Annotated in this window: 18 protein-coding genes; 10 read left to right on the forward strand and 8 right to left on the reverse strand. The window is 32.1% G+C overall.

Going from position 1 to position 23,777, the window contains the following annotated elements:
- Positions 1–373: 373 nt before the first annotated feature.
- Positions 374–1,936 carry an NAD(P)H-hydrate dehydratase gene (locus AC2D8I_RS06820; protein WP_484705244.1) on the forward strand — a complete coding sequence of 521 codons (1,563 nt, stop codon included), beginning with the start codon at positions 374–376 and terminating at the stop codon, positions 1,934–1,936.
- Between the two features lie 69 nt (positions 1,937–2,005).
- On the opposite strand, the gene AC2D8I_RS06825 is transcribed toward AC2D8I_RS06820, so the two are convergent.
- Positions 2,006–3,367: a TlpA family protein disulfide reductase gene (locus AC2D8I_RS06825; protein WP_484705245.1), complete on the reverse strand. Its 1,362-nt coding sequence runs from the start codon at positions 3,365–3,367 to the stop codon at positions 2,006–2,008.
- A gap of 128 nt (positions 3,368–3,495) precedes the next feature.
- Between AC2D8I_RS06825 and hutH the strand changes: the two genes are divergently transcribed.
- Positions 3,496–5,004, forward strand: a complete 1,509-nt coding sequence (gene hutH / locus AC2D8I_RS06830; protein ID WP_484705246.1) for a histidine ammonia-lyase — start codon at positions 3,496–3,498, stop codon at positions 5,002–5,004.
- A 120-nt stretch (positions 5,005–5,124) separates the two neighbouring features.
- Here hutH and AC2D8I_RS06835 read toward each other — a convergent pair whose 3' ends face one another.
- Together AC2D8I_RS06835 and AC2D8I_RS06840 are read right to left on the reverse strand one after the other, a co-directional pair.
- Positions 5,125–5,514 (reverse strand): hypothetical protein, encoded by a 390-nt coding sequence (locus tag AC2D8I_RS06835; protein WP_484705247.1) that lies wholly within the window; start codon positions 5,512–5,514, stop codon positions 5,125–5,127.
- A 450-nt stretch (positions 5,515–5,964) separates the two neighbouring features.
- Entirely contained in the window at positions 5,965–8,514 is a 2,550-nt protein-coding gene (locus AC2D8I_RS06840; protein ID WP_484705248.1) for an ATP-dependent Clp protease ATP-binding subunit, read from the reverse strand.
- Positions 8,515–8,777: 263 nt separating this feature from the next.
- Between AC2D8I_RS06840 and gyrA the strand changes: the two genes are divergently transcribed.
- Positions 8,778–11,312, forward strand: a complete 2,535-nt coding sequence (gene gyrA / locus AC2D8I_RS06845) for a DNA gyrase subunit A (RefSeq protein ID WP_484705249.1) — start codon at positions 8,778–8,780, stop codon at positions 11,310–11,312.
- Positions 11,313–11,374: 62 nt separating this feature from the next.
- Positions 11,375–12,613 (forward strand): tetratricopeptide repeat protein, encoded by a 1,239-nt coding sequence (locus AC2D8I_RS06850; protein ID WP_484705250.1) that lies wholly within the window; start codon positions 11,375–11,377, stop codon positions 12,611–12,613.
- A 216-nt stretch (positions 12,614–12,829) separates the two neighbouring features.
- Here AC2D8I_RS06850 and AC2D8I_RS06855 read toward each other — a convergent pair whose 3' ends face one another.
- The 3 genes from AC2D8I_RS06855 to AC2D8I_RS06865 are packed head-to-tail and all read right to left on the reverse strand — an operon-like array spanning position 12,830 to position 14,936.
- A complete protein-coding gene (locus AC2D8I_RS06855) occupies positions 12,830–13,375 on the reverse strand; it encodes an RsmD family RNA methyltransferase (RefSeq protein WP_484705251.1) in 546 nt (181 codons plus the stop codon).
- Positions 13,376–14,206, reverse strand: coding sequence for a DUF3822 family protein (locus AC2D8I_RS06860; RefSeq protein ID WP_484705252.1), 831 nt, complete (start codon positions 14,204–14,206; stop codon positions 13,376–13,378).
- Positions 14,181–14,936, reverse strand: coding sequence for a hypothetical protein (locus AC2D8I_RS06865; RefSeq protein WP_484705253.1), 756 nt, complete (start codon positions 14,934–14,936; stop codon positions 14,181–14,183). The genes AC2D8I_RS06860 and AC2D8I_RS06865 overlap by 26 nt, the downstream gene beginning before the upstream one ends.
- 123 nt (positions 14,937–15,059) lie before the next feature.
- Here AC2D8I_RS06865 and AC2D8I_RS06870 point away from each other — a divergent pair, with 123 nt between their 5' ends.
- From AC2D8I_RS06870 to AC2D8I_RS06890, 5 genes are all read left to right on the forward strand, one after another.
- Positions 15,060–16,487, forward strand: coding sequence for an ATP-dependent DNA helicase (locus tag AC2D8I_RS06870; RefSeq protein ID WP_484705254.1), 1,428 nt, complete (start codon positions 15,060–15,062; stop codon positions 16,485–16,487).
- A 164-nt stretch (positions 16,488–16,651) separates the two neighbouring features.
- Positions 16,652–17,380, forward strand: a complete 729-nt coding sequence (kdsB, locus tag AC2D8I_RS06875) for a 3-deoxy-manno-octulosonate cytidylyltransferase (RefSeq protein ID WP_484705255.1) — start codon at positions 16,652–16,654, stop codon at positions 17,378–17,380.
- On the forward strand, positions 17,381–18,091 hold the full coding sequence (locus tag AC2D8I_RS06880) for an HAD family hydrolase (protein WP_484705256.1): 711 nt from the start codon (positions 17,381–17,383) through the stop codon (positions 18,089–18,091).
- A 30-nt stretch (positions 18,092–18,121) separates the two neighbouring features.
- On the forward strand, positions 18,122–19,204 hold the full coding sequence (locus AC2D8I_RS06885) for an iron-containing alcohol dehydrogenase family protein (protein ID WP_484705257.1): 1,083 nt from the start codon (positions 18,122–18,124) through the stop codon (positions 19,202–19,204).
- A gap of 4 nt (positions 19,205–19,208) precedes the next feature.
- Positions 19,209–19,757, forward strand: a complete 549-nt coding sequence (locus AC2D8I_RS06890; protein ID WP_484705258.1) for a 1-acyl-sn-glycerol-3-phosphate acyltransferase — start codon at positions 19,209–19,211, stop codon at positions 19,755–19,757.
- A gap of 298 nt (positions 19,758–20,055) precedes the next feature.
- On the opposite strand, the gene AC2D8I_RS06895 is transcribed toward AC2D8I_RS06890, so the two are convergent.
- On the reverse strand, positions 20,056–20,499 hold the full coding sequence (locus tag AC2D8I_RS06895; protein ID WP_484705259.1) for a hypothetical protein: 444 nt from the start codon (positions 20,497–20,499) through the stop codon (positions 20,056–20,058).
- A gap of 480 nt (positions 20,500–20,979) precedes the next feature.
- Between AC2D8I_RS06895 and AC2D8I_RS06900 the strand changes: the two genes are divergently transcribed.
- Positions 20,980–22,485 carry a GEVED domain-containing protein gene (locus AC2D8I_RS06900; protein ID WP_484705260.1) on the forward strand — a complete coding sequence of 502 codons (1,506 nt, stop codon included), beginning with the start codon at positions 20,980–20,982 and terminating at the stop codon, positions 22,483–22,485.
- A gap of 162 nt (positions 22,486–22,647) precedes the next feature.
- Here the strand turns inward: AC2D8I_RS06900 and AC2D8I_RS06905 are convergent, their stop codons facing one another.
- Complete coding sequence (locus AC2D8I_RS06905; RefSeq protein ID WP_484705261.1) at positions 22,648–23,766, reverse strand: GTP cyclohydrolase; 1,119 nt, start codon at positions 23,764–23,766, stop codon at positions 22,648–22,650.
- Positions 23,767–23,777: the final 11 nt, after the last annotated feature.

Here is a 23,777-nt window from a genome sequence, read left to right on the forward strand (position 1 = left end):
ATGTTAATAGCTGTTTTTTATTTAAGATGCATTTTTGCCTTTAACAACAAAACAAAGGGGCTGTTCTGAAGGAAAATAATTAAAACAACGTTTTTACATAAAAATAGGATAAATGATTATGGGATGCTAATAACGATAAACAGAATATAAAAGTGGCGTTGCGTTAGTTTTTGTAAATATAGTAATGCTCATAATTACTATTTGAGTTTTGTTATCCTTTTTTTATGAGAGAATGCTTAGTAAAGTATTATTTTTACGCAAATAATAAAATTTAGAATATAACTCCTAAGCTATTTTAAAGCTCGAAATTTTAGCGCTTTAAGAGTTATGTAATGTTTAATCTAACGACCTCCCGTTATTACGGAAAATTAATATGAAGATATTCTCGAAAGAACAAATATATGCAGGAGATAAACTTACTGCTGAAAAACAAAACATATCGTCTACCGATCTTATGGAACGTGCTGGGATACAAATTTTTAACTGGTTACATATGAGGATGCAAGGGGCGCAAGTCCCTATTCAAATTTTTTGTGGCATAGGAAATAATGGAGGTGATGGTTTGGTCGTTGCAAGGCACCTAATAACACATGGGTATAACGTTAAAACCTTTATCGTGAATTGTAGTGATAAGCGATCTAAAGACTTCTTAATTAACTATGACCGTATTAAAAATGTGACCAAAGAATGGCCTGTACTTTTAAACTGTTCTGAAGATTTTCCTGCAATAGATGCCAATGATATTATTGTAGATGCTATTTTTGGTATAGGAATTAATCGTCCAATTAGTGATTGGGTAAAAGGGTTATTTAATCATTTTAGAACTTCTAAAGCTTATACTTTATCTATAGATGTTCCATCGGGATTATATACAGACAAATTATCGAATGATCCTGAAGCAATTGTAACAGCAGGATATACACTAAGTTTTCAAACACCAAAATTAGTTTTCTTTTTACCAGAAACAGCAAAATACACAGCGCAATGGGAAGTTGTAGATATAGGTATAGATCAAGAGTTTTTGTATGCAACAGTAACTGAAGCTGATTTAATTGGGAAAAATGAGGTGTTGTCAATGTACAAACCGAGAGATAAGTTTTCAAATAAAGGTACTTTTGGTCATAGTCTTATTATTGGTGGAAGTTATGGTAAAATAGGTGCTGTAACACTCGCAAGTCGGGCCACATTATCTGTTGGTGCAGGTATGGTAACGGCTTATATTCCGAAATGTGGTTATACTGTATTACAAACGGCTTTTCCAGAAGCTATGGTGATTACAGATGTAGATGAAGAAAAAATAACGGATATTAATTTTGATATAGCGCCAACTGTAATTGCTTTTGGAGTAGGAGTAGGGACAGATGAAAAAACGATAGCAGCGTTTGAGGCTTTTTTAAAACAAAACAAAACACCTTTGGTTGTAGATGCAGACGGTTTAAATATTTTATCTAAAAAGAAAGATTTACTTAAATTATTGCCTAAACAAACTATTTTAACACCACACCCTAAAGAATTGGAGCGTCTTATCGGGACATGGGAAGATGATTTTGATAAATTAGAAAAAACAAAAGCGTTTTCTAAACAATACGATATAATTGTTGTTATTAAAGGGGGAAATACTATTTCTGTTTTTAATGATAAACTTTATGTAAATGCAACAGGAAACCCTGGGTTAGCTACAGCAGGTACGGGTGATGTTTTAACAGGGATGATTACAGGGTTAGTTTCACAAGGTTATGCGCCTATAGAAGCAGCTATATTTGGTGTGTATTTACATGGCAAATCTGCAGATTTGCTTATAGAAGATTATGGTTATCAAAGTTTAATTGCTAGCCATATTGTGGGTGGTGTAGCGGTAGCTTACCTCGATTTATTTAAACAACCAGAACAACCAGAACAACCAGAAGTTGAAGAAGCAACTGAAGAAGAAGGTTAGAGGGAAAAAAGCACAAAAAAAAGCGAACTTTTTTAGTTCGCTTTTTTTTTTGTGTTTTTTAAAAAAATATTAAATTTCTAAAGAATTTAGTAACTCTTTTAATTTAGGGTCACTAGGTCTTGGTGCATCTGCGCTAACAATGTTACCTGTTGGGTCAATTAAAATGAATCTAGGAATGCTGTTAATACCATAATCTACAATAAATTGAGACTTCCAGTCTTTGTCAGCAATTAATTGAATGCCTCCTAACTGCTCATTGTTTACCATATCAACCCACTTTTGATGAGCATTAGCTGTATCTACAGAAGTACTAACAAACGCTATATTTTTTCCGTGATATTCTTGCTCTATTTTTTTTAGAGACGGGATTTCTGCTTTACAAGGGCCACACCAAGTTGCCCAAACGTCTACATAAACATACTGTCCTTTTAAATCTTCTAGAGACGTCGTTCCTCCTTTATGGTTTTCGTAGTTTGCAAAAGTTGGTGAAGGTTTTCCTTTTATTAGGTCTTTAACTTTTTCATAATTAACCTTTAAATCCGTTTTTAGTTTTTCGTCTGTTGTATTGTCATTTAAAAACGTGTACAATTCTGTTAGATTTGAATTGGCTGGGGATAAGGCTATTTTTCCTAAATACTCAACGATTTGATTTTTTAATTCAGGAATTTTAATGCTACTAACAGCTTTTAAATCTTGTGGTGTTAAAGTATTGAAATCATCCAAACCTTCAAAAATAGGGTTCATCACATTATTAAAAGCAAGTTGCTGGTATGCTTGTGAATTTTTGAAAGCATCTGCATTATCATAAGCTAATTCTTTTAATGCTTTAGGGAGAAAATTTTCAGAAGGTTTAAAACTATCATTTTTTGTAAAGTAAGCGTGAGCATTACCGTAGTCATTTAAGATAAGATAAGAATCATACTTAAGGTTTTTTAACTCGTTTTCTGTAAAAGTATCATCAATACCTTCAGTTTTTTTTAAGGCTGCTTTGTTACTTTCTTCAATCTCGTTAACCTTTGCTTTAAAGCTTACTTCATCTAAAGCGTAAAATTTAGGAGAAGCACCTTTGCGTTTTCTTGAGTTATGCGACTTGGCAGCTAAGTAATTGTTTTCAACAGCGCCAGGGCCAGAAAAATTAAATCCGAGAGAGTCTATGCCTACAACGAGGTTGTCTCCCGATTTAATATATAAATTAGCTCTATTTCTTCCTATTGTGAGGGTGTAAAATCCGTTTTCGGTTATTTTAAGAGTGTCGGAAAATTTACCATCAATACCTATAGCAAGGTCTTGGTTGAAGTTAAAACCTTCAATAGCGGCTTTTTTGGCTTTGGTTTTGTTTAACTTACCAGATAATAGGGCATAGTTTACTTTAGATTCTTGTTTACATGCCATAATAGCCAAAGCAGATAAACCGAATATTAGTTTCTTCATTTTAAAAATTTTAATTTTACCAAAAATAATAGTTTAATATTGTTTTTCAACTTTTTCCTTAATTATTAACATTTAACTTGGATATTATATGTTGAATGTAGATTTTTGGCGGACTTTAATATTATTATATGAATCTTGTACATTATATATCAAATCAAATTTTAGAACTAACAACAGTTCAAACCATTATTTCTGAACAAAAGCAATTGCAGCTATCTGAAGATGCAAAAAGTCGTATTAGTGATTGTCGTGATTATTTGGATAAAAAGTTAAAGACTGAAGATAGTCCTATTTATGGTATAAATACAGGGTTTGGCTCTTTGTATAATGTGAAAATTTCTAAGGAGAACCTTACCAAACTTCAAGAGAATTTGATGATGTCTCATGCTTGTGGTACAGGTGAAGAGGTGCCTCAGGCTATTGTTAAATTAATGCTATTGTTTAAAATTCAATCGTTAAGTTATGGACACTCAGGATGCCAGTTAAAAACGGTGGAACGTTTACTAGCGTTTTATAATAATGATATTCTGCCTGTTGTTTACACAAAAGGATCCTTAGGAGCTTCTGGAGATTTAGCGCCTCTAGCACATTTATCTTTGCCGTTAATAGGAAAAGGAGAAGTGAATTATAAGGGCACAGTTATTTCTGGGGAAGAACTATTAAAGGAATTTAATTGGGAGCCTATAACACTGAAATCTAAAGAAGGGCTGGCTTTACTCAATGGAACTCAGTTTATGAGTGCCTATGGGGTATATTTGCTGTTAAAAAGTTTTAAGCTATCTTATTTAGCAGATTTAATAGGAAGTATTTCTATAGATGCTTTCGACGGTAGAATAGAGCCTTTTAATGAGTTGATACATTTAGCGCGCCCCCACAACGGACAGCTTAAAACAGCCGCTCGTATTCGTGAGTTTTTAGAAGGAAGTGAAATTATTGAACAGGCAAAACAACATGTTCAAGATCCATATTCTTTCAGATGTATTCCTCAAGTGCATGGTGCTACAAAAGATACCTTGTCTTTTGTTTTGAAGACATTTAAAACGGAAATAAATTCAGTAACCGATAATCCTAATATTTTTTCTAAGGACGATGAAATTATTTCAGGAGGAAATTTTCATGGCCAGCCTTTAGCACTTGCTCTCGATTATTTGAAAATCGCAATGGCAGAAATAGGGAATATTTCAGAACGTCGCGTTTTTCAATTAATTTCAGGATTAAGAGGCTTGCCTGCCTTTTTGGTTAATAATCCCGGTTTAAATTCTGGATTTATGATTCCGCAATATACAGCAGCAAGTATTGTAAGCGCTAATAAACAGTTGGCTACGCCTGCTAGTATTGATAGTATTGTGTCTAGTAATGGACAGGAGGATCATGTAAGTATGGGCGCAAATGCAGCAACTCAAGCTTATGCATTGGTGGATAATGTAGAACGTATTTTGGCAATAGAACTATATAATGCATCGCAGGCACTACAATTTAGAAAACCTTTAAAATCTAGTGCGTTTATTGAGTCCTTTTTACAGTCTTATAGAAAGGATGTTTCTTTCGTAGAGGAAGATCGCGTTATGCATAATGATATAGAAAACTCAATCGCGTTTATAAGAAATTTAACTATAGAAGCTGTTGAAATAGCCTAAGTGAAAAGAGGGCTAAAGAAGGTGTTTGCTATGGTGTTAGGCTTTGATTTTAAGTTTAATATGTGTTGGCTATTGTTACTGTATTTAGATGAAGATTTGTAATAAACGTTAAACAGCTGTTTAACGTTTATTCATTTTATATTCATTTTTTAAAAGCTTATTAGCCCAAAGAAAGCTGTCTTCTAATTTAGAAAATACTTCAAAAGGCTTTTTTAAAAACATCTTTTCAATATGTGTTGTGCTTATGGACATATAGTTGGTTGAAACGACTGCAAAGCCTTTAAGATTTTTGATTTTTGAAACCGATAAATATACTGTAGGGTCTACGGAATAAGAATGTATTCTGTGAGTTATATAAACAAAAGGCTTTCCTTGAAAATAAGGAACGATTATGTCTACCATTTCATTTATTAGTCTTTGAGTTAATGACGTACCTTCGTTAATTTTGGCGACAACGATATTATTGTATATTTTTAAAGAACAAAAAGAGAGGTTTAATTGAGTAGTCATAGGAGGTTGGTTTTGGTTGTAAGACGGTGATTTTAAAAAGCTTCTATCGGTTTTGTATTGGAATGGATCAAAAAAAACGTATTTCTATTATGATTGTCATAGAATTAAAAGTTTTTGTCTTTTCAATAAAAATGGAGCTCTAGGTTTATTAAGGCGGGCTTGTGCGGTCTTTTATTGTAGAATTGTATTTTATTATTAGAGGGGAATAAGAATTTAAATACAATTTATTGTCGAAGTTTCTGTAGCTATTGGATGGAAACAGACTTGTTGAGATTGGGGTTTGAGTACACTTGTAAATACCTTTGTTGTTTGTTAAAAAAAAGATATTTTTAGTTATCTCTATAGAGGAAAAGGGGGGATTTATTTTTTTATACATTTAGTAGGGGATAATGTATGGTTATATTTTAAAGAGGTATTACACTTTTGTAATACCTCTTTAAAGGTGCTTTTTTATGATTCGGCAGGTTTTTCTGCTTTTTCTATTTTAATAGTTATTTCATTATTCTTTTTGTTTAGGTCCATAATAATTTTATCGCCTTCTTGAACATGAGACGTTATTATTTCTTCAGCCAAGGCGTCTTCAATATATTTTTGAATAGCGCGCTTTAAAGGTCTCGCACCGTATTGCTTATCAAAGCCTTTGTCTGCAATGTAATCTTTTGCAGCTTTAGTTAGCTTAAGTATGTATCCTAAATCTTTAATACGCGATAAAAGTTTGTCAAGCTCAATGTCTATAATTTTATGTATGTCGTCTTTTTCTAAAGAATTAAATACTACAACATCGTCTATTCGGTTTAAAAACTCAGGCGCAAATGATTTCTTTAATGCGTTTTGAATAACTGCTCTTGCGTTGGCATCTTCTTGCGATTTTTGTGATGCTGTACCAAAGCCAATGCCTGTACCAAAGTCTTTTAATTTACGAGCACCAATGTTAGAAGTCATAATTATTATGGTATTTCTAAAGTCTATTTTACGTCCTAAGCTGTCTGTTAGGTAGCCATCATCTAATACTTGAAGTAGCATATTAAAAACATCAGGATGCGCTTTTTCAATTTCATCTAAAAGAATAACAGCGTATGGTTTGCGTCTCACCTTTTCTGTTAATTGTCCGCCTTCTTCGTAACCAACGTATCCTGGAGGGGCCCCAATTAAGCGAGAAATGGCAAATTTTTCCATATATTCACTCATATCTATTCTTACTAGCGATTCTTCACTATCAAATAGCTCTCGAGATAAGACTTTAGCTAATTGTGTTTTTCCTACACCTGTTTGTCCTAAAAATATAAAAGAGCCAATGGGTTTGTTAGGGTCTTTAAGCCCAGCACGATTACGCTGAATAGCCTTTACAACTTTACTAACGGCCTCATCTTGGCCAATCACTTTACCTTGTATTAATTGTGGTAATTCTGCTAATTTATTGCTTTCTTTTTGTGCGATTCTATTCACAGGAATACCAGTCATCATAGAAACAACATCGGCAACATTGTCTTCCGTTACAACTTCTTTATGTAATTTGGTGTCTTCTTCCCATTTTTCTTGGGCAACTGCAAGTTCTTTTTCTATGCGTTTTTCATCATCTCTAAGCTTTGCTGCTTCTTCATATTTTTGTTTCTTAACTACAGAGTTTTTTGTAAGCTTTACGTCTTCTAATTTTTTCTCTAATTCTATAATTTGTTTAGGAACATCAATATTTGTAATATGTACGCGAGAACCAGCTTCATCTAAGGCGTCTATTGCTTTGTCTGGTAGAAAGCGCTCTGTCATATAGCGATTGGTTAACTTAACGCAAGCTTCAATGGCTTCGTCTGTGTATTCTACATTATGGTGGTCTTCGTATTTACTTTTTATGTTATTTAGTATTTCTATAGTTTCTTCTACCGTAGTGGGTTCTACAATTACTTTTTGAAAACGACGTTCTAAAGCGCCGTCTTTTTCTATGTATTGTCTGTATTCATCTAAAGTAGTTGCTCCTATAGCTTGTATTTCTCCGCGTGCTAGAGCTGGTTTAAACATGTTGGAGGCATCTAAACTTCCTGTTGCACCGCCAGCACCTACAATGGTATGAATTTCATCTATAAATAAAATAACATCGTCATTTTTTTCGAGTTCATTCATTACAGCTTTCATGCGCTCTTCAAATTGACCTCTGTACTTTGTACCAGCTACTAAGCTTGCCAAATCTAAAGTCACAACGCGTTTATTAAATAAAATACGTGAGACTTTACGCTTAACAATTCTATTGGCAAGTCCTTCAGCGATGGCAGATTTACCAACACCAGGTTCCCCAATTAGAAGCGGGTTGTTCTTTTTACGTCTACTCAGGATCTGAGACACGCGTTCAATTTCTTTTTCTCGCCCTACTACAGGGTCAAGTTTTCCTTCTTCAGCCATTGCAGTAAGATCTCGTCCAAAATTATCTAAAACGGGGGTTTTAGACTTTTTGTTTCCTTTGTTGGAAGGGGTATTGAAAATATCTTTAGATTCATTACCTTCATTAGGAGTCGAGTGATCATCTTGAAATGATTCTGCTTTGGGTTCTATAAAACTATCGTCGCTTGTAATCATAGACTTAAATTGTTCTTTTACATTGTCGTAATCTACTTTTAACTTGTTTAAAAGTTTAGTCGTAGGGTCGTTTTCGTTTCTTAAAATACACAAGAGTAAATGTGCGGTATTGATAGATGAGCTCTGAAATAGTTTGGCTTCTAAAAAAGTAGTTTTCAAAGCACGCTCTGCTTGTCTAGTTAAATGTAAGTTCTTTTTTTCGTTTGAAGTTATCGTTATATTGGGGTTAGCGGGGCTTAATATTTCAACTTTGCGTCTTAAATGATTTAAATCTATATCTAAAGCATTTAATATATTAATAGCTTTTCCATTACCATCTCTTAATAAACCAAGCATTAAGTGTTCGGTTCCAATAAAGTCATGACCTAAGCGTAAAGCTTCTTCTTTACTATAAGCAATTACATCTTTAACTCTTGGTGAAAAATTATCATCCATATGTTTATTATCGTTTCAGGATTAAAATTACTAAATCATATTACCAATCGCAAAAACTATTCCTTAAATAATATGAATTCAGCTAAGAGACAAAAAAAACTTTATAAAAGAAAATATTTTGACAGATAACTGCCTTGATGAATAAGTGTTTTAAATTGTTAATAAAAACTCTTAAAAAGTAATGTTTAAACGCTGCTATGACTAATGGAATCGTTATATTAGCACGTTTTTGAAATACTGATAAAAACTTAATTATATTATATATGGCAGAAGGAGAAAAACTTATCCCCATTAATATTGAAGATGAAATGAAATCGGCTTACATTGATTATTCAATGTCAGTCATTGTGTCACGTGCACTTCCAGATGTGAGAGATGGTTTAAAGCCTGTTCATAGACGTGTACTTTATGGTATGCATGAGTTAGGTGTTAGAGCTAGTAGTGCGCATAAGAAGTCTGCTAGAATAGTTGGAGAGGTTTTAGGAAAGTATCACCCACATGGTGATAGTTCGGTTTACGATGCAATGGTGCGTATGGCTCAAGAATGGAGTTTGCGCTATATGTTAGTAGATGGGCAAGGGAACTTTGGTTCTATAGATGGTGATAGTCCAGCAGCAATGCGTTATACAGAAGCACGTATGCGTAAAATATCGGAAGATATGCTGGCAGATATAGACAAAGAGACCGTAGATCATAAGTTAAACTTTGATGATACTTTAGAAGAACCAACAGTACTTCCAACGCGTATCCCTGGGCTTTTAGTTAATGGAGCCTCTGGTATTGCTGTAGGTATGGCAACAAACATGCCGCCGCATAATTTAACAGAAGTTGTAAACGGTACAATTGCTTATATCGATAATAACGCTATTGAAATTGATGAGTTGATACAGCATATTAAAGCACCCGATTTTCCAACAGGTGGGATTATTTATGGTTACGATGGTGTAAAAGAAGCATTTCATACTGGACGAGGGCGCATTGTAATGCGCGGTAAGGCCAATATCGAGGAGGTTAATGGTCGTGAGTGTATTATTGTAGAAGAGATCCCTTATCAAGTTAATAAAGCAGATATGATTAAAAAGACTGCAGACTTGATAAATGATAAGAAATTAGAAGGCATTTCTACTATTAGAGATGAGTCCGATAGAAATGGGATGCGTATTGTTTATGTTTTAAAACGAGACGCCATTCCAAATATCGTATTAAATAAATTATTTAAATATACGGCTTTACAATCTTCTTTTAGTGTTAATAATATTGCGTTAGTTAATGGACGCCCAGAGTTGTTAAATTTAAAAGAACTGATTTATCATTTTGTAGAGCATAGGCATGAAGTTGTTGTAAGACGAACAACATACGAATTGCGTAAAGCAGAAGAAAGAGCACATATACTAGAAGGGTTAATTATAGCTTCAGATAATATAGATGAAGTTATTAAAATAATTAGAGCTTCTTCTAATGCCGATCAAGCACGGACTAATTTAATCGAACGCTTTAAGTTGTCTGAAATACAGGCGAAAGCGATAGTAGAGATGCGTTTGCGTCAATTAACAGGACTGGAACAAGATAAGTTACGTGCGGAGTATGAGGAGATAATGAAGACGATAATTGATTTGAAAGACATTCTGGATAAAAAAGAACGTCGTATGCAAATCATTAAAGACGAGCTTAATGTTGTAAAAGATAAATATGGTGATGCACGTCGTTCTAATATTGAATATGCTGGAGGAGATTTAAGTATTGAAGATATGATTCCAGATGAGAAAGTGGTTATTACTATTTCTCATGCAGGTTACATTAAACGTACCTCTCTTACAGAATATAAAACACAGCATAGAGGCGGTGTTGGACAAAAGGCATCTACAACTCGTAATGAGGATTTCTTAGAACATTTATTTGTTGGGACAAATCATCAATATATGCTATTTTTTACTCAAAAAGGGAAGTGTTTTTGGATGCGTGTTTATGAAATACCAGAAGGTAGTAAAACGTCTAAAGGTAGAGCAATACAGAATTTGATTAATATTGAGCAAGATGATAAAGTGATGGCTTTTATTTGTACTCAAGATTTAAAAGATGAAGATTACATTAATAGCCAATATGTTATTATGGCAACCAAAAATGGCCAAGTAAAGAAAACATCTTTAGAGCAATATTCTAGACCAAGAACTAATGGTATTAATGCTATTACAATTAAGGAAGATGATGTGTTGTTAGAAGCTAAATTAACGACAGGAAATAGTCAAGTAATGTTGGCCTTAAAATCAGGTAAAGCTATTCGTTTTGAAGAAGCGAAAACACGACCAATGGGACGTGGCGCATCTGGTGTTCGTGGGATTACATTACAGCATGAAAAAGATGAAGTTATTGGAATGATTGCTGTTGATGATATGGAGAGTAATGTACTAGTTGTGTCTGAAAACGGATATGGTAAACGATCGAGTCTAGAGGACTACCGTATAACTAATCGTGGTGGAAAAGGAGTAAAAACGATCTCTATTACAGAAAAAACAGGTAACTTAGTGTCTATTAAGAATGTAACTGATGATGATGATCTAATGATTATTAATAAATCTGGTGTCGCTATAAGGTTAGCTGTAGCAGATCTAAGAGTAATGGGAAGAGCAACGCAAGGGGTAAAATTAATAAACCTTAAAGGAAAGGACTCGATTGCAGCTGTAGCGAAAGTAATGCATGAAGACGATGAAGAAATGGAAGCTGAGATGGAAGGTGAAGAAAGCACAGATATAACAGAAACAAGCAGTGGCACGACTCTTGCTACTAACGAAGATGAATAAACTAATAATAATTAATGAATTAAATCTCCCTGTTAATTAAGAGGGACACAAAAACAAAAACAATGAAAAAACAAATAATTTTAGCTTTGGCGTTAATAGTGACCTTATCGTCTTTTGGACAAAGGAAAGAGTTAAAAACACTAGAAAAAGCAGTTAGAAATAATAACTATGCTGAAGCTAAAGTAAATGTGACTAAATTAGAATCTATGCTTGGTTCTATGGATAAGAAAATGAAGGCAAAGTACTACCTTAATAAAGGGAAGGCTTTTTTTGCAAATGGAGCAGGTACTAATGAAGATGTTATGGTAGCTGTTGAAAGCTTGAAATTAATACCAAGCGGGATCTATACGAGTGACGTTTCAGAGTTAAAACAATTAATGCAAAATGATTTATTAACTAAGGCTAATGACCTGTATAAGATAAATAAATTTGATGAAGCTGCTTTAGCTTTTGCTAATTTATATAATGTAGCAGATGATCAATCCTATCTTTATTATGCAGCAGTAAGTGCTATAAGTGCTCAAAATTACGATTTAGCATTAACGCATTATTTGAAATTAAAAGATTTAGGGTATACCGGTGTTGAAACACAGTATTATGCGGTTAATAAGGATAGTGGAAAGGAAGAAATTTTAGATAAAGCGACAAGAGATCTTTATGTTAATAAGTTAAAAACGCATATCTCTCCAGGGGAAAGACAAACAGAATCCAAAACAGCAGAAATAACAAAGAATATTGCTTTAATTTACCTTAGTCAAGGTGAAAATGATAAAGCATTAGCTGCTATAAAAGAAGCTAGAGTTGTAAATCCTAACGATACAGCACTTATTATTACAGAGGCAAATACGCAATTTAAACTAGGGAATAGAGAAGCTTATGCCGCATTAATAAAAGAGGCGACAACTAAAGATCCTAATAATAAAGATTTGTTATTTAATTTAGGAGTGTTATCTGCTGAGGCGGGAAATAGTAAGGAGGCAATGCTATACTATGAGAAAGCAATAGCAATAGATCCTGAATATGTAAATGCACGAACAAATTTAGCAGCATTAATATTGGAAAAAGAAGCTGCTATGATTGAAGAGATGAACGGCCTTGGAAGTTCTGCAAAAGACAACAAACGTTATGATGAATTAAAAGAACAACGTATAGAAATATACCAAAGTGCTATACCTCATTTAGAAGTAGTTTTAAGTGTGACAGAAAATAATATTAATGTTGCAAGAACCTTAATGAATATTTATAATGCTATCGATGATTCTACTAAGGCTAAAGCTTTGAGAGAGAAATACGGATTATAAAATTGATATTTCACTTATTAATAAATAAGATTGAATAAAAGGAGGCTGTCTAAAAAGGCAGTCTTTTTTTTGTTGGTTATACGTTTCCTTATCTTGTATTTAAATTAAATGAAGAGCTTTTTAACTATTTTAATATTCAGTTTGGCTTTTATAGTTTAAAATACAATTAAAAGCCGATAATGATCCTAGTGTCTATTCTTAAAAAAGAGAGAATTATTAATTGTTTTGTTTTTCAAAAAAACTAAATTGATTCCCGCCATAACTTTTAGAGTAGCTGTAATGAGGGAGATGCGATAGTTTGGTGTGTTTAGGGTGCTCTACTATTAATAAACCATTTTCTTCGAGTAAATCATTTTTAAAAACGAGTAACGGAATTTTAGAAAATAGTTCTACCGAAAAGGCATAAGGTGGATCGGCAAAAATAATGGATGTTTTTAGACTTGTTTTTTCGAGGAATTTAAAAACATCACTTTTTACAGTTTGAATCGGCATTTCAAAACTATCGGCTGTTTTTTCTATAAATTTTATACAGCCAAAATTTTGATCTACAGACGTTATTTGCTCAGTACCTCGAGAGGCAAACTCATAACTAATATTACCTGTTCCTGCAAACAAATCTAAAACGGATATCTCATCAAAATAGTAAAGATTGTTTAAAATATTAAATAGGGATTCTTTGGCCATATCTGTAGTTGGGCGAACGGGGAGTTTTTTTGGAGCTGTGATTCTTCTACCTTTGTATTTTCCTGAAACTATGCGCATTTATAAGCTTTTTATGAGTGTAAAATTTGAATGGTTTTTTTGGGGTTTTTTAATATAGTTGTAGGTATCGAATCGATTACCAAAAGATACATTTCTAATGTATTTATAAACAATGCTATATAAAATATTTTCTTTATCTATGTGTCCTAAAAAGATTAACGAAATAGTTTCAGGGTTAAAGTGTAATTGTTCTATTGTAAATAAGATATAGTAAATAAAATCTTCAGGTGTATTGTAAATAAAAGTATTATAAAGCAGGAGATTTCCTTTTTCTAAAGCTACTATTTCAAAATGTGTTTCAAATACATTTACATATAGTTTAGCTGTACTCGCATGCTTTTCTATATTTAAAACTTGTTCTATTAGAATACTTGAAAAGTGCTTATATGTGAAATCTCCAAAAGTTTCATAAATATAGTTATTTATGTTTATATATGGGATGTAAACATTTACAGTATCGTTAATTGAAATAGTGTCAAACGTAATGAAATCTGTTTTTAATATTTTGGCATTTAACTTTAAATAATCAGCAATTACGTTTTTATCAAACAACGCTTTTGGGACTAGTGTAGATAATTCATTAACGTGTATAATGCTGACTTTTCTATAAGTCGATTTTAATACCATTTCGGCCTCTAGAACCTGTTTTAAGCGCTCTAAAAGTTCAAAAGGCGTTTGTTTCTTTTTAAAAGAAAAATACTTTAAATTAGTAATTGTATTCGTAATAGAGTTTAGAATACAAAAAGAAAGTCCATTCAAACCAAGTTGAATGGACAGTTCTAAATTAGATAAATCTTGAGTAAGATTATTTTTTATCTTTTTTTGTGTCATAAAGTTTTGGCCAATTACCATTAGTTTTAACTTCTTCCAATGAACCTACTCGTATGGCATCTCCATTTATTTCATCTACTGAAAAAGCCTGATTTTCTTCGGCAATATAATCTTCCTCTTGATCGTGTAAAACATCTTTTTTAAGAACAAAAACTTCAAATACAGGAAGCTTATCATCATCATCATCTCCTAATTCACCAGTGTTCATTGTAAATTCAAATTTAGCGTCTTTGGCAAACGGTACATATCGCATTGTCTTATATCTTGTAGAGGATTTAAATAAAGAATCTTTAACTCCAACATAACCTAGGGTATCTATTATAGTTATTTCTTTATTATATTCTATGCCGTTATATAGTTTTGTCTTTTCTACATCTAAAACAGAAGAATCTCTTCTTTCTGTAATAGTATATTTCCCATTTTCTATAAAACGAATTAAACTATCAAAATTGTTGGTGTATTCCCCATTAATTTCTCTATAAGCTAGTTGTGCATCTCTAATATCAACTAGTTTTTCTATAACTTTAACATAGCGTTTTTCTTTAACTTGTTTAAATAAAATTGGATTATATACCGACATAAAAGTTTTGTATCCTAGAAAAGCGATTAATAACCAAAGAGCTATGGTTAAAAAAGGTTTTAATTTTGCAGGGATAAACTTGTCAATAAGCCTAACTAACCCAATAGTAAGTAGTATTACAGTAACTGCAATAAAAATAAATGTTATCATAGTAATTTATTAAATTTAATTAATGATCCATGGCAAATCTACAATTTTTTTTTATTCGCTAAAACCTAATGAGAGTAAAAATCATTTATATCTTTGAATAAAAGTTGAAAACGAATGCCATTAATGACTAAATCTGAATTTTATTCTATTATAAAAGAACAATTTCCATTTAAACCAACAATAAAACAAGATGTTTTACTCATGCAACTTTCAGAATTTATTTTTGATCCCGATAAACAAGGGGTGTATTTACTAAAAGGGTATGCTGGTACAGGAAAAACAACTATTATTGGAGCTTTTGTTAACAATTTATGGAAAGCTAAAAAGAATGCTGTTTTAATGGCACCAACTGGTCGTGCGGCAAAAGTTATATCTAATTACTCTGGGAAAGAGGCCTTTACTATACATAAGAAGATTTACTTCCCTAAGAAAGACAAAGGTGGCGGAGTGAAATTTGTTTTACAACCTAATAAACATAAGAATACCATTTTTATTATAGATGAAGCTTCTATGATACCGGATACTCCTGGAGATTCAAAGTTGTTCGAAAATGGATCATTATTAGATGATTTGATGCAGTATGTCTACGCAGGTCAGAACTGTAAATTATTATTAATAGGCGATACAGCACAATTACCGCCTGTTAAAATGGAGTTAAGCCCAGCTTTAGACGAAAATATTTTAAGTCTTAATTACGATAAATCTGTAACTAGAATGGAATTGGACGAAGTGATGCGGCAAAGTCATGATTCTGGTATCTTAGTAAATGCAACAGAGCTTAGAGAAACATTATCTAGTGGGTTTTATGATAGTTTTAAATTTAACCTAATAGGCTTTAAAGATATTGTAAGACTTATAGATGGGCATGATATAATAGATGCTATAAATGATGCATATAGTACACTTGGTAATGAAGAAATGGCTTTGATAGTAAGAAGTAATAAGCGGGCTAATCTTTATAATCAACAAATACGAAGCCGTATTCTTTTTAATGAAAATGAATTGTCTACAGGCGATTATTTAATGGTCGTTAAGAATAATTATTTTTGGATAAAACCAACAACTGAAGCCGGTTTTATAGCAAATGGTGATATTATAGAGGTTTTAGAAATTTTTAGCATCAAAGAGTTGTATGGTTTTCGTTTTGCAGAAGTCAAGATTAGGATGGTTGATTATCCAAAAATGAAACCTTTTGAAACCGTATTGTTACTCGATACTATCGCTGCCGAAACCTCATCATTACCTTATGAAGAATCTAATCGGTTATACCAAGAAATACAAAAAGATTATGAGGATGAAAGCAGTAATTATAAGAAGTTTTTAAAGATAAAAGCGAATAAGTATTTTAATGCCTTACAAGTTAAATTTTCTTACGCTATAACTTGTCATAAATCTCAAGGTGGGCAATGGAATACTGTTTTTATAGAACAACCATATTTACCAAACGGTATCGATAAGGAGTATTTGAGATGGTTATATACTGCAGTTACACGAGCCAAAGAAAAATTATATCTTATTGGGTTTAAAAACGATTTTTTTATTGAAGAATGAGAATTTAATGTAAAACGATAGTGTGCGTAATATTAAATATAAAGTTATTTTTATTAATACTCATATTATGCGTAACTTATAGTTTTTAAAGAAGTTTATTTCAAACAGAGCCTATAATTCTTTTAAAAAGCCATATTTTTGAAAAATAAATGTTTCAATAGCAAATGAAAATAATAGCAATGATCCCTGCACGATATAGTGCCTCTCGTTTCCCAGGTAAGTTAATGCAAGATTTAGGAGGAAAACCTGTTATAACGCGCACTTATGAAGCAACAGTTACTACTCAATTATTTGACGATGTGATTGTAGTTACAGATAGTGCTATTATTTTCGATGAAATCACTAATGTAGGAGGCAATGTAATGATGAGCAAGAAGGTACATGAATGTGGTAGTGATCGTATCGCCGAAGCTGTTGAGTTTATGGATATCGATATTGTTATAAATGTACAAGGAGACGAACCTTTTACTGAAATTGATTCATTAAAAAAATTAATAGCAGTTTTTAAAGATGATACCGAAAAGAAAGTGGATTTAGCATCTTTAATGGTAAACATAACAGATTGGGAGGAAATAAAAAACCCCAATACTGTAAAAGTTATTCTAGATAAAGATAACTTTGCATTATATTTTTCACGGAGCCCAATTCCGTATCCAAGAGATAAAGAAGTTACCGTAAAGTATTACAAACATAAAGGCGTTTATGCGTTTAGAAAAGAGGCTTTGATGGATTTTTATCGTCTACCTATGCTAACTTTAGAAGCTTCAGAAAAAGTAGAATGTATTCGTTATCTAGAATATGGAAAACGTATTAAGATGGTAGAAACTAGCGTGGAAGGAGTGGAGATAGATACACCAGAAGATTTAGAACGAGCAAAAAAACTTTGGAAATAATTGGAATCAAATAACGCATATCAAAATATAAAAGTTATAGGCTTTGATGCAGACGATACACTTTGGGTTAATGAAACTTATTTTCGAGAAGCTGAACAAAAGTTTGGAAGGCTACTAAGTCAGTATGAAACACCAAATAAAATAGATCAAGAACTTTTTAAGATGGAGATGAAAAATCTTCATGTGTATGGTTATGGCGTTAAAGGCTTTGTGTTGTCAATGGTAGAAATGGCGCTTGAATTATCAAATAATAACGCTTCCAATGCAACTATTGCAAAAATTATAGGTATAGGGAAGGAGATGCTTAATAAACCTGTAGAATTGTTGCCCGAAGTGGAACAGGTTTTAAAAGCATTATCCCAAAATTATAAATTAATAGTTATTACTAAAGGCGATTTATTGGATCAAGAACGTAAACTGGAAAAATCTGGGTTATTAAATTATTTCCACCATATAGAAGTGCTAAGTGATAAGAAAGAAAACAATTATTCTAAATTATTAAACCATTTAGATATAGAACCAGAAGCTTTTTTGATGATCGGAAATTCTTTAAAATCAGATATTCTCCCTTTAGTAAATATTAATGCAAAAGCAATACATATTCCTTTTCATACCACTTGGGCTCATGAAGAAGTTAAGGATATAGAAAAAGAAAATAAAGAGTATAAAACAATAGGGCATTTATTAGAATTGCTACCTATTTTAACTTAAAAACTATATTTTAAAATTACAAATAGTTAAATGAATTATAGAAATTTTCCAATGGTGTCTAAAGTCGTTTTTGGACGCGGTAGTTTTAATCAATTAGAAGAGATATTGTCTCCTCAACGGTTGAATACAAAAGCCCCATTTATATTTTTTGTAGATGACATATTTAAAGGAAATACTTGGTTAACGTCGAGACTCCCCTTGTCTTATGATGATAAAATATATTATGTTTCAGCAAAAGAAGAACCCAAAACATCGCAAATAGATGATTTGGTTGAGGATATTATTTTAAACCATAAAGAGCGCCCTTCGGGGATTATTGGTATAGGAGGCGGTAGCGTTCTCGATATTGCAAAAGCAGTGTCAATTATGTTAACTAATGAAGGGCAATCTAAGGATTATCAAGGTTGGGATTTGGTGAAAAACCCAGCGATTTATCATGTTGGTATTCCAACCATATCTGGCACAGGTGCAGAAGTGTCAAGAACAACCATACTTACAGGGCCAGAGCGAAAATTAGGAATTAATAGTGATTATACTCCTTTCGATCAAGTTGTTTTAGATCCAGAATTAACAAAAGGAGTTGCTAAAGAACAATGGTTTTATACAGGAATGGACTGTTATATACATTGTATAGAATCTCTAAATGGCACTTATTTAAATGCTTTTAGTGAGTCTTATGGAGAAAAAGCGCTCTCACTCTGCAAAGAAGTTTTTGTTGAAGGTAATCTTTCAGAAGAGGAATCTCAAGATATGTTAATGATGGCTAGTTGGCATGGCGGCATGAGTATCGCATATTCTCAAGTAGGAGTAGCACATGCAATGAGCTATGGTTTATCTTATTTATTAGGGACAAAGCATGGCGTTGGAAATTGTATCGTTTTTGATCATCTGGAAGAATATTATCCAGAAGGTGTTGCCTTATTTAAAAAAATGAAGGAAAAACATAATATAATATTACCCAAAAGGGTTTGTGCAGATTTGTCAGAGAAAGAATTGAATATAATGATAGATGTTGCTTTAAGTTTAGAGCCATTGTGGGAAAATGCGATTGGAAAGCAATGGAAGAAAACAATTACGAGGGAGGTTTTAAAGGCGCTATACTTAAAAATGTAATCGTATGCGTTGGCTGGCTAAATTTATTTACTTTAAGCTAATGAAATGGACAGTTGTTGGAAATATAGCAATGTCCAAAGAAACCATAAAAAAAGCAATTATAATCGCTGTTCCTCATACAAGCTGGCACGATTTTTATATCTCATTGCTGTTGCGAAAAGTTCTAGACATACAAGTTAATTTTGTTGGGAAAAAAGAACTTTTTATTTTTCCCTTAGGCTATTTTTTTAGAGCAGTAGGAGGTGCGGCATTAGATAGAACTTCTGGACAAGACAAAGTAAAAGCCATAGCAAACTTATTTAAGAGTAAAGATGAGTTTAGATTAGCTTTAGCACCAGAAGGAACTCGAAAGAAAGTAGCGAAATGGAAAACAGGATTTTATTATATCGCAAAAGAAGCAAATGTGCCAATAATAATGTATAGCTTAGATTTTGGGAAAAAGCAAAACAAGATATCCGAACCTTTTTATCCTACAGATGATATAGAAGCAGACTTTAAATTTATGCATGATTTTTATGAAGATGTCGTTGGTAAAAGACCTCATTATTCATAAATGTTTAGTTATCAATAACTTTTACAGTTAAAGGTTTATGCTCCAGTTTTAAGTAAATAAGTAGTACTAAAAAAGGTTTAGAATTTTTATAGAATCTTTTTTGGAGTTAGTAAAAATAGTATTATTTTGGCACAAATATTGAGATATATATTTGTGTAGTACCTATTGAATGAAACATAAAGTAAACTATTCAAAGTCCCTAAAAAGAAACATTCCAACTACAACGTTTAAAGCTACTTCAGTTTATATTGAAGTAGCTTTTTTTAAATAATAAAATTGAGGAAATTTAGTTATGAAATTAAATTTTATGCTTTGTAATAGGATTTTTTTTATCAGCCTCTTTCGGTGTATTATTATACTTGCCTGGGAATACTAATGAGGTACTGGAATAGGTCGTTCCAAAGGTAATATTAGCAAGATATACCTGCTTTATGGCTTCCTTAACTTGTGTTTCCGTTAGTTCTTTTAAAGGATGTATATATACAGACCATAAAATGTCATCAGAAATGGCGTATTTAGCATCTAATACTGTATGAAAATTAGCTAAAAGGGCATTTGTTTTTAATTCTTCTGTAAGTTTGAAGGCTTCTATGATTGGGGAAATAATGCGCATCCTATTATGATTAATATCTGTAATGCATATTAGAGTTACCTCTTCTATAACAAACTGCCATTGTCCTTTAGTACCTTGTATTGTGTCGCTAACTCTAGTAATTAAAGTTTCTAATTTAGCATTAGTCATATTCTGTGAATATGATAAACACATACTATTTAAAAATAATATTAGGGAAATTTTTTTTAACATTGCGAAATATTTGAATCCTTAACTTAGTCGGTCTTTCATTAAAACTTAACAGAATTAAGCTAAATCTATTGCAAAACAAGAGTGTAATACTCAACATTATTTCCTGGTTTTTATAGAAAAGGATTGATTAGTATATTTAAAATAAAAAACATTTAAATGTTAAAGAGAATTCGTAACCTCTTGATATATTTATTTGGTTTATTAGATCGCAATTAAAAATAATTTAAATTTTTATTAAATATTTATTTTTTTATGATTTAAAGGAAAAGTTGCACTTAATCTGATTTTTTAAAATAAGTGATCGAACCATTCAATATTTGCCTTGTTTTTATCAAATATTTAAGAATATAGTCTATTTGTTTTTAATGATGTTAATTAATTCTGCAATTTGTGCATATTAAATAAAATAAAAATAATATGACAAGAATTACTTTATTAATAGCATTTGTAATTATGACACTTTGTGTAGAAGTAAGTGCGCAATGTGATCCATCAAGTACAAATACAAATACGACGACCTTTATTAGTGATTTTACAACAGCAGGAGGTATTGTTAATATTTCTAATATAGCATCAGGCTTTTCAGCAAATCATTATGCAAATAATTTTTCAACAATGACTATTTCTAGTTACCCTGGAGGAGCTTATGATTTTAATGTTGTTATTGAAGACGGTACTGTTGGATGTGCTATTTGGGTAGATTGGAATGGAGATTTAACATTCGATCCAGCTACTGAAGTAGTATATAATACAACCAGTTATGCCAATGGACCATTTACAGGGACAATAACTGTACCAATGGGCACAGCAAATGGAGATTATTATATGCGAGTAATGATCGATTGGAATGATTCGAATCCAAATGACGATGCTTGTGAGTTAAATTCAGGCAGAGGAGAAGTTGAAGATTACAAGGTAACTATAGATGCAGCCTTAGAACCAGATTGTATTGCTCCAAATGAATTGTCAGCTACGTCTTCAAGTTTAATAGAAACGAGCTTAACATGGACAGAAAACGGAACAGCTACAACTTGGAACGTAGAATGGGGAACTGAAGGATTTGTACAAGGCGCAGGCACAACGGTAAATGGAATAACAGCTAATTCTTATACTTTGCCAAACTTAACCCCAAATACGATGTATGATTTTTATGTGCAATCAGATTGTGGTGCAGGCGATTTAAGTCTATGGGCTGGCCCGTTTAGTTTTTATACAGGGTATTGCATTCCTTCAGGAACAAGTCCTGACACCTATATTGACAGTTTTACTACTACTAACGGTTCTATTAATATTAGTAATTTAAACTCTGGGTTATCTGCTACAAATTATGGTGATAATTATGATACTATGACGGTAGCAGGTCTTGCCGATAGTACTTTTGATTTTAATGTTGAGATTGTAAGCGGTAGTGTTGGATGTGCTATTTGGATAGATTGGAATAATGATCTTGAATTTGATATAGCAGAACTTGCATTTGGAACTCTTGGTTATGAGGCAGGACCTTTTACAGGAACGATAACTATTCCTGCTGGCATTGCAGTTGGCGATTATAGAATGCGAGTGATGATTGATTGGTTAGATGGGAATCCTGGAAATGATACCGCTTGCGCTTTAGAAACTGGTAGAGGAGAAGTAGAGGATTATAAATTAACTGTAGAAGAACCACTATCTACTGAAGAATTTGATTCTAATGCCTCTGTCTTTAATTATTACCCTAATCCAGTGCATAATATGTTAACATTGAAATCTCAATCAGCGATTTCTAATGTTAATGTATATAATATATTAGGACAAGAAGTGATGCATATGACATCTAATACTACAATAAAAGAAGTTGATATGTCTCGATTAGGCACTGGAGCTTATTTTGTGAAAGTAACGATTGAAGGGGTAATAGAAACAATTCGTGTTATAAAGAAATAACACTTTATTTCTGGAACCCGTATAATCTAAAAGAAAACCCAATTCGTAAGAATTGGGTTTTCTTTTAAATTATTTTAGTAAAAGCACCTCTTTTATAAGTTTATCCTGTATTGAATATATCAAGAAAATATATTTAGTAAAAGGCGTTCTAAGAACTATTTATTAGATGGGTTTTCGATATGTTTTTCTTCGCTTAATCGTTTTAGGATCGAAATGTTTCCAAATTTTTTGTATGGCTTCATTATCTTCCAACTCTGGAGTCCTATAACAATTTAAAATTCCTTTTTTAGAAAAAGTCTCATAATATTCATTGAATATTACTGCATGTATGCCTTTATTATGGTAATCTGGGTGCACTCCAATTAAATAAAATACAACATCTTTACTTGTTTTTTTCGCTTTTAATAATTTAGCAAAACCCAAAGGAAACAATTTACCTTTCATTTCTTGTAAAGCATAAGCAAACCTAGGCATTACAATAGCAAAAGCGATCATGTTATCATATTCATCAACAACAAATTTAATGTATTCAGGGTTTATAAAACTAATGAACTTCTTTTTAAAATATTCTTTTTGAATATCTGTAATTTCAACAAAAGACGATAGGGAAGCATAAGAAGCATTGAATAAATCAAACATCTTATCTACATATGGCATTACTTCTTCCGTTTTTGTTAAGTGTAAAGCTGTTAATTTATAACGCTTTTTAATAAGTTCTTGTGCTTTTTTGAAAAATACTGGTTTTACATTTTTAAAAGGAAACTTACTTTCGACGTAAGATTTTTCAATAGTGTAGCCTAAAGATTCATAATGCTTTACATAATATGGGTGGTTGTACCAAGTCACCATACTACTTATTTCTTCAAAGCCTTCTGTCATCACTCCAACTTTGTCTAAATTTGAAAAACCAACAGGACCTTCTGTGTATTCTAAAGCATTAGCTTTCCCTATTTTTATAACTTCGTCTAAAAGGGCTTTAGAAACGTTTAGGTCGTCAATAAAGTCAAACCACCCAAAACGCATTTTTTTTAGGTTCTGATTTTTAACCTCTAACCAGTTTATAATAGCTGCAACTCTACCAACAATTTCTCCGTTTTTATAGGCCAGAAAAAAAGTGGCGTTGGCGTCTTTAAAAATAGGATTCTTTTTTTTATCAAAAGTAGCCAGTTCCTGACTAATAATAGGAGGAACCCAGTATTTAGAGTTCTTATAGATTGAAAAAGGAAATTTCACAAAATCCTTAAGTTCTTTTTTTGTCGTAATCTGCTTTACTGTAATCATTTTATCTATTG

The organism is Lacinutrix sp. YIN62 (assembly GCF_057219185.1).